This window comes from Aneurinibacillus sp. UBA3580 (assembly GCF_002375825.1).
GTDB classification, from domain to species: Bacteria; Bacillota; Bacilli; order Aneurinibacillales; family Aneurinibacillaceae; genus Aneurinibacillus; species Aneurinibacillus danicus.
The window spans coordinates 1-6,982 of sequence record NZ_DFMZ01000007.1; the positions used below are offsets into that span (position 1 = coordinate 1).

Annotated in this window: 8 protein-coding genes and 1 other annotated feature; all 8 genes read right to left on the reverse strand. The window is 50.8% G+C overall.

The window, feature by feature from the left end; translation table 11 throughout:
• Window positions 1–141: 141 nt before the first annotated feature.
• Window positions 142–687 (reverse strand): Spo0B domain-containing protein, encoded by a 546-nt coding sequence (locus tag B2899_RS01330; RefSeq protein WP_146808346.1) that lies wholly within the window; start codon window positions 685–687, stop codon window positions 142–144.
• Window positions 688–782: 95 nt separating this feature from the next.
• Window positions 783–2,495 (reverse strand): pyruvate oxidase, encoded by a 1,713-nt coding sequence (locus B2899_RS01335; protein WP_286883472.1) that lies wholly within the window; start codon window positions 2,493–2,495, stop codon window positions 783–785.
• Window positions 2,496–2,711: 216 nt separating this feature from the next.
• Window positions 2,712–3,002, reverse strand: coding sequence for a 50S ribosomal protein L27 (gene rpmA, locus B2899_RS01340; protein WP_146808344.1), 291 nt, complete (start codon window positions 3,000–3,002; stop codon window positions 2,712–2,714).
• A 13-nt stretch (window positions 3,003–3,015) separates the two neighbouring features.
• Entirely contained in the window at window positions 3,016–3,354 is a 339-nt protein-coding gene (locus tag B2899_RS01345) for a ribosomal-processing cysteine protease Prp (RefSeq protein ID WP_146808343.1), read from the reverse strand.
• Entirely contained in the window at window positions 3,354–3,665 is a 312-nt protein-coding gene (gene rplU / locus B2899_RS01350; protein ID WP_146808342.1) for a 50S ribosomal protein L21, read from the reverse strand. Before rplU ends, B2899_RS01345 begins: the two co-directional genes overlap by 1 nt.
• A 14-nt stretch (window positions 3,666–3,679) precedes the next feature.
• Window positions 3,680–3,758: a sequence feature (ribosomal protein L21 leader region), on the reverse strand.
• A gap of 64 nt (window positions 3,759–3,822) precedes the next feature.
• The gene (locus B2899_RS01355; RefSeq protein WP_286883478.1) at window positions 3,823–5,304 is read right to left on the reverse strand and encodes an Rne/Rng family ribonuclease; all 1,482 of its coding nucleotides are present in this window, start codon (window positions 5,302–5,304) and stop codon (window positions 3,823–3,825) included.
• Between the two features lie 34 nt (window positions 5,305–5,338).
• Window positions 5,339–6,184, reverse strand: a complete 846-nt coding sequence (locus B2899_RS01360) for a M50 family metallopeptidase (protein ID WP_286883491.1) — start codon at window positions 6,182–6,184, stop codon at window positions 5,339–5,341.
• Between the two features lies 1 nt (window position 6,185).
• On the reverse strand, window positions 6,186–6,982 hold a 797-nt coding region (locus B2899_RS01365), incomplete at its 5' end, for a M23 family metallopeptidase (RefSeq protein WP_286883480.1).

Sequence of the window (6,982 nt, forward strand, 5' to 3'; positions counted from 1 at the left end):
CCTCATTCTTTCCTCTCTTTTCCTTCGCACCACAAAAGTCAGCCGCCCTTCCCATGATTTTCATGTCGGGGTTGCGGCTGAACAGCCATGCCTACTTTCTGTTTTCATGTCAGAGCTTGCAGCAGGGACGGCCATACTGTTTTATAGAGGAAACAGACATTCCAGTACCGACTCCGAAGCCGTATGAGGTGCGAGCAGCACCTTGCCCCCCCACTCTTCCGCCTGGACTTTTGCCTGCATAAGCTTAGGCTCGATTTCCCGAGCGTCCAGCTCGCCGGCAAAATCAGCCACCATCCGTAGCATTCCTTCTTCGCGATGCAACGTAAGAAGAAACGTATTGCTTTCTCCGTTATTATAGAGCGCGTGCTGCTGGTATAACTTTACCACCGAAAGAATGAAATCTCCCAGCTTTGGCCCCTCTTCAAACGATAGAAGTGAGAAGGAAGCCGGAATTTCCACCTCAATACATACGTTATTATGTAATGCGTTAAACGACAATAAATAGGCGACAAGCGGCGGATATTCCAGCCGGGACACCAACGTGTCCCGATTGGCATCCGTAATGATTTTGCGTATGTATTCCTCGCACATGTCATATTTCTCAAGCTTTAAGTACCCGAGCAGAACCTGAATATGGTTAAGCCAGTCGTGCCGTTGGTGATTAATAACTTCGATTAACTCCTTCATACGGCTTCGCTCCCTTTATTATGGCTTCTCTCATCATTTTACCATATTCGGCCAGCGGCGTGGCACGAGCGGTGCAAAGAAAAACATTCGCTTTTCTATAAACGAAGAATGGGCGGAAGCGAGACTTTTCCTTCCTCCAGCAGCTCTTTCGCCAGATGCTTGGCGTATCCGATCGCCTGCTCCACCATTACATTCGGAGGCTGCGGCAGCTCATCGGCTTCCACTAGCACATCGATAATGCAGGGACGCTTGGCGGCTGCGGCTTTGCGCAATGCCGGAAGCACATCTTCCTTCCTCTCGACGCGCAATCCCATCGCACCGCACGCTTCTGCATAGGCAGCAAAGTTTGGATTATGCAGACCGGTACCATATTCAAGATTGCCGAGCACTTCTTGTTCAAACTTAATCATGGCGATTTTCTGGTTATTGAATACGACGACGATGATGGGCAAATCATACTTGACCGCGGTGACGAAATCGGCCATCATCATACCAAAACCGCCGTCACCGCATAAGGCAAACACCTGCCGCTCGGGATAGGCGATTTGCGCCGCAATGGCACCTGGCAGACCGCAGCCAAGCGTAGCCAGCCAGCTGGATAGAATAAAGTGCTGGTTGGTGCAGCGAAAATGCCGTGCGGCCCAAACGGTAACATTGCCGACATCGCACGACAGCACAGCATTCTCCTCCGCCATCTCCTCCATCGCCCGCGCCACATATTCCGGAAGAATCTTCGGATGCTCTGCCTCTTCCAGACTTTCCATTTTATCCCACCATTTATCCATATTCGCTTTGCAGCGCGCCAGAAACTCGCGGCTCTCATGGTATGCCACGCGCTCATTCAGCTGTGCAAGCGTCGATTTCGCTTCGCCGACAATCCCGACATCCACCGCATATCGTTTGCCGATTTGCCGTGCATCCACGTCCAATTGAATCGTAAACGCACGCTCCGGGAGATAGACAGTAAACGGATAGGAAGTGCCAATCATAAACAAAATATCTGCCTCCTGCATTGCAGTGTATGCCGCCCTTGTGCCAAGCAGTCCAAGACCGCCCAGGCAGTACGGATGCCTGTCCGGAATGACGCCTTTAGCCGGAAGCGTAAGTACGATGGGAGCGCCGAGCTTTTCGGCAAGGGTAAGCAGTTCCTCTCTTGCTCCCCGTGCACCTTTACCAGCTAAAATAACAATATTTTTATCCATTTGATTCAGTGCGGCACAGACCGCATCCATATCGTGATCCAGCGGCTGTACCTTTCCCCTTGCTATCTGGGGAGAGGTATAGGGCGTACCCTTGTTCATCTCCATATTCGTCACGTTGCCGGGAAACGCCAGTACAGCGACACCCTTCTCGACATATGCCGTACGAATTGCTTGATTAACCACAGCGGGCAACTGTACAGGTGAAACAACCATCTGATTATACACCGCCACATCATCAAACAAGCGGCTTAGATTCACTTCTTGAAAATAATCAAGCCCCATTACTGCCGTATCGACCTGCCCGGCAATCGCCAGTACGGGCGCATGATCCAGTTTGGCGTCATACAATCCGTTCAGCAAATGAATGGCACCAGGACCCGCCACACCCAGGCAGACACCGAGTTTTCCAGTCAATTTAGCATACGCCGCGGCCGCCAGAGCCCCGGCTTCTTCATGCCGTACCTGGATAAAGCGAATTTTATCTTTCCTCTTGCGCAGCGCCTCAATGATAGCGTTTATCGAATCACCAGGCATTCCATACACATGGTCCACGCCCCACTCAATCAGCAAATCAATCAGCGTATCGGCTCCGTTTTTGCGAAACACAGGCAAACACTCCTTTGGTTTTTGCCTTAGTGTGCACAAACCCATAGACAAAAAAACGAAAAGCAAAAGAGAAAAGTAAGAAAAACTCGCGAGTTTTTTCCCGCTTACGAATGGAGGGAAAGTAGATGTTGATTTCATACGAAATCGGCATCTACTTTCCTATCCGTGAAAAAAGACCATTGACTGGCGTCAACGGTCTTTTTATTCGCTCACGTATTAAGCTTTGCTTGCTACCGGTTCAACAACCACTTGTTTGCGGTCGCGGCCCAGACGCTTGAAGCGTACGATACCGTCAGACAGCGCGAACAATGTGTCGTCGCCACCACGGCCTACGTTTGCACCCGGATAGATCTTCGTACCGCGTTGACGGTACAGGATATTACCCGCTTTTACGAATTGGCCATCTCCACGTTTCGCGCCAAGACGCTTCGAGATGGAGTCGCGGCCGTTCTTCGTGCTACCTACCCCTTTTTTCGAGGCGAAGAATTGAAGGTCCATTCTTAACATGAGTGCCACCTCCTCAATATTTCAATTTGTCGGCAATCCGAACATACTTGTCATGACTTACGGCTACCGAATACAGCGAGGCAATCATGCCTTCGAGCAGTAACTGCACTTTCTCCGCAAGCTCCGGCGCATAATCGTCCGGTACTTTCACTTCGAGAAACCCGCTGTCGCCCTGTCTGGCCGGCAGCCCGACGTTCAATAACAATTCAACGGCGTTAACGGTCCCTAGCGAGATGGCAGACACCGCGGCACACACCAGATCCCGGCCATAATCAGCCGATCCGGCATGTCCACTGATCGTAATCTTCTCGATCGTCCCGTCAGAGCGCCTCTTTACTTGCACCGTAATCATTATGCATTGATGGCGTCGATAACAACCTTCGTATAAGGTTGACGGTGACCCTGCTTACGACGGTAGTTTTTCTTTGCTTTGTATTTGTACACGATAATTTTCTTGCCTTTACCGTGACGTTCCACTTTCGCGGTAACAGTCGCACCTTCTACTACAGGAGCGCCCATTTTTACACCGTCCTCACCAGATACGAGCAGTACACGGTCAAAAGTTACTGTGTCACCTTCAGCGTTTGCCAGCTTTTCGATGTACAGTTCTGTGCCTTTCTCCACTTTGTATTGCTTACCACCAGTTTCGATAATTGCGTACATTCGTTGCACCTCCTCCATATACTAAGACTCGCCGATACCCGGTGCGGCCGCCTGACCGACTTTATAACCTTCATCGAGCGGTTGTAGTCTGCTTGAGGTGTCAAGCACACTAGTCAACAAAAAATAGATTATCACATTCTTCCCTTAAAAGCAATCATTATCTCTGGACACGCGCCTGTACCTCTTCTTCGCTTCCCATAAATGTAATTTGGTACCGCTGCTCGTCCAGCATCGGATTTTCTTTCAAATAGACGACAAAGCCTGTACTATCCTCCAACTCATTCAGATATCCGTGTTCGTTAAAATAACGTACCGTGTGTGGATGCATCTCCACCAACACAGCGGATATGCGATCATCCTGACTATAGGCAATAAGTTCGCGCTCCAGTATGCCAAGCAACGTTTCTTCGGCGAGAATCCGGCCTTTTCCTTCACAGCACGGACAGGTACGCTGCAGCATATCAGAGAGGTTGTGCCGCTCTTTTTTACGCGTCATCTCAAGAAGTCCGAGTTGCGTAAAGCCAAGAAGATGCGTTTTCGTTTTATCCTTGCGGAGCTCCGCCTCCATGCATTTATGCACTTGCACTCGATGCTCCTGCTTGGCCATGTCGATAAAGTCAATAATAATAATCCCGCCGACATTGCGCAGGCGGAGCTGGCGCGCAATTTCGCGGCAGGCTTCCAGGTTCGTCTTGACCACAGTTTCTTCCAGATCATGGGTACCAGTAAACTTACCTGTATTCACATCAAACACGGTCATCGCTTCCGTCTGGTCAATAACCAGGTAACCACCGCTCTTTAGCCAAACTTTCCGGCGGAGGGCCCGCTCAATCTCTCCATCAAGGTCATAATGGGCAAAAATCTCTTCCCGCCCCGTATACAGTTGAATTTTTTCTTCGAGCTCCGGCTGATAACGTCCGAGCAGGGAGCACACTTCCGCATAGCGTAAACGACTGTCGATGATAACTTCTTCAATGTCCTCGCTGACAAAATCGCGGACGACACGGGAGACAAGATCAAGATCCTGATAGATGAGCGAAGGTGGACGTGTATGCTTTTTATCGTTTTGCACCTGTTCCCAGCGCGCACGCAAAAATAAGATATCCGCCGCAAGTTCCTTCTGCGTAACGCCTTCGGCCAGCGTACGCAGAATGACGCCTTCCTCCGGCTTAAGAATGCCGCGGACAACCGAGCGGAGGCGCTCCCGCTCTTTCTCCTGCTGGATGCGGCGAGAGACGCCGATATATGATACATTCGGCAGATAGACGATATAGCGTCCTGGCAGTGAGACTTGTGTTGTTACACGCGCCCCCTTTGTCCCGAAGGCTTCTTTGCTGACCTGTACCGTTATTTCCTGTCCTTTGGTAATCAGCTCGTTTATGGAAGGCTTTCGCTTCTTCGTTTTTTCGATGTCCGGAGGCAAACAATCGTCCACATATAAAAATGCGTTCTTGTCCATGCCGATATCGACGAATGCGGCCTGCATTCCGGGAAGCACATTCTCGACTCTTCCTTTGTATATGTTTCCGACAATGCGGCTCTCTTCCGGACGTTCGATATATAATTCAACCAAACGACCGCTTTCCAGCACGGCGACGCGCGCTTCACGGCCCATGGCATTGACAATAATCTTTTTCAATAGGATTCCCCCTTATCTTCCCTCCATTTTACTGTTATTGCAGCAACTCTTCCACTTTACAATGCCGCCGTGCCCCTGAGAAATAATACTCCAGCAGCGTCTTCTCTGAAAACATGGCGCTCGGAAGCGTTCTTCTTTTTACAATAAACAGATGATAACGGTTCCGCTTCAGTTGATTCACGGCCTGTGCAAGTGAAAGAGAGGGCGGGACGAATACGAGGCGCTCTTCCCACGCCGAATGCCGAAGCTCCAGGCAGGCCTGCCGTGCAAGCAAAAACCGGAGAAACTGATAATGCCGCTTCCGGTACGCAAGAATGGCGCCAAACAGCAGATAAAACGACACCGCCAGCCCGTTCAAGTGCGGCGTCGGCTCAAACGAAAGACTCCAGGCCAACAAACCTGTTGCTCCTGCCAAACTCGTATACATTGACAACAGCATCGCCTGGCGATACGGCAGAAAAAGGCTGAATACCGTCTGCAGCACCCGTCCGCCGTCCAGCGGCCAGACAGGAAGCAGGTTAAACCCGCCGATGACAAGATTACTGTACACAAAAAAAGCCGTCCATGCAGACGACCATATTCCTAGCTTCTGAAAGGACCAGCCGATTGCGATCAGAATCGCGTTTACCATCGGCCCGGCCAGCGCTACCACAATCTCCGTACGGGGCTCCGTATTTCCCCATTCGTCGATTTCCGCCACCCCGCCGAATGGAAGCAGTTCAATCTTTCTCACCCGCCAGCCATACCAGCGTGCCGCTGTCACATGACCGAGCTCATGCAGGAGGACAATGACAAATAAAGTGATGACTTGAATGAATTGCCCGACCAGCAGGGCACCTAACATCATGAACCAAAACAACGGATGAACATGCAGCTTCATATTATTCAAAACGAACCACGCCCTGCGGATCAACAAACTGCTCGTTCTTCTTCACGGCGAAATATACGGACTTCAGCGTCTGCCCTTCCGTCTGTGCTTTGCCGATGGCCCGCTGGACTTCCACCCAGTCATTTGGCTTCACTTCCAGCGTGTCCAGGCCTGCATACCATGTCTCCATTCCTTTTGCATGTTGGATGATGACCGTATTGCCGAATCCTTCTTTTTGTCCGGCGAATGTTACCCATCCCTGGTCCACCGCACGAATCGTCGCATCCTTCGGTATAAAGTATACGCCAGTCCCCTGCTCGGCAAACGTTTGCGTCACCTTACCCGCCGCAGGCGCTTTCAAGAGCATGCTCTGCGCCTGCAGCACCGGTTTGGCCTCGCTGCCCATCGTGCCCAGGGTCGGCAATAGTGTCGGCACCGCGCCGAATTTTTTCTCATACCAAGCCGAAAGGCCAGCGAAATTATACGAACGGTCCATGACCTCATTCATCACTGTACGGTACTTTTCCGATCCCGGAAATGATACATGGTTAATGACATAAGCCAAGCTCAACAGAAAAAAAGAAGCGATGATTTTTATAAACAATTTGTCTCTCCGCTTCATCGGTCCAGAGAAAGATCCGGATGAAGTCCGGGATTTCTGTGCCCGCTCCCGCTCTCTGTACTCAACCCGGTGCCACGGCTCTTCTCTCTCAGCGTAGAACGGTTCGGAATAGACAGGCGGCAATTCTTCTCTCTCATCGAAAAAATAGGAGGAATAGTTGTCCTCCATTTGTTCACGTAGCCGGCGCA

What these genes read in the sequence shown, in the direction of transcription:
- B2899_RS01330 (WP_146808346.1), bottom strand. Translation starts at nt 687, where the DNA reads ATGAAGGAGTTAATCGAAGTTATTAATCACCAACGGCACGACTGGCTT.
- B2899_RS01345 (WP_146808343.1), bottom strand. Translation starts at nt 3,354, where the DNA reads ATGATTACGGTGCAAGTAAAGAGGCGCTCTGACGGGACGATCGAGAAG.
- rplU (WP_146808342.1), bottom strand. Translation starts at nt 3,665, where the DNA reads ATGTACGCAATTATCGAAACTGGTGGTAAGCAATACAAAGTGGAGAAA.
- rpmA (WP_146808344.1), bottom strand. Translation starts at nt 3,002, where the DNA reads ATGTTAAGAATGGACCTTCAATTCTTCGCCTCGAAAAAAGGGGTAGGT.
- B2899_RS01360 (WP_286883491.1), bottom strand. Translation starts at nt 6,184, where the DNA reads ATGAAGCTGCATGTTCATCCGTTGTTTTGGTTCATGATGTTAGGTGCC.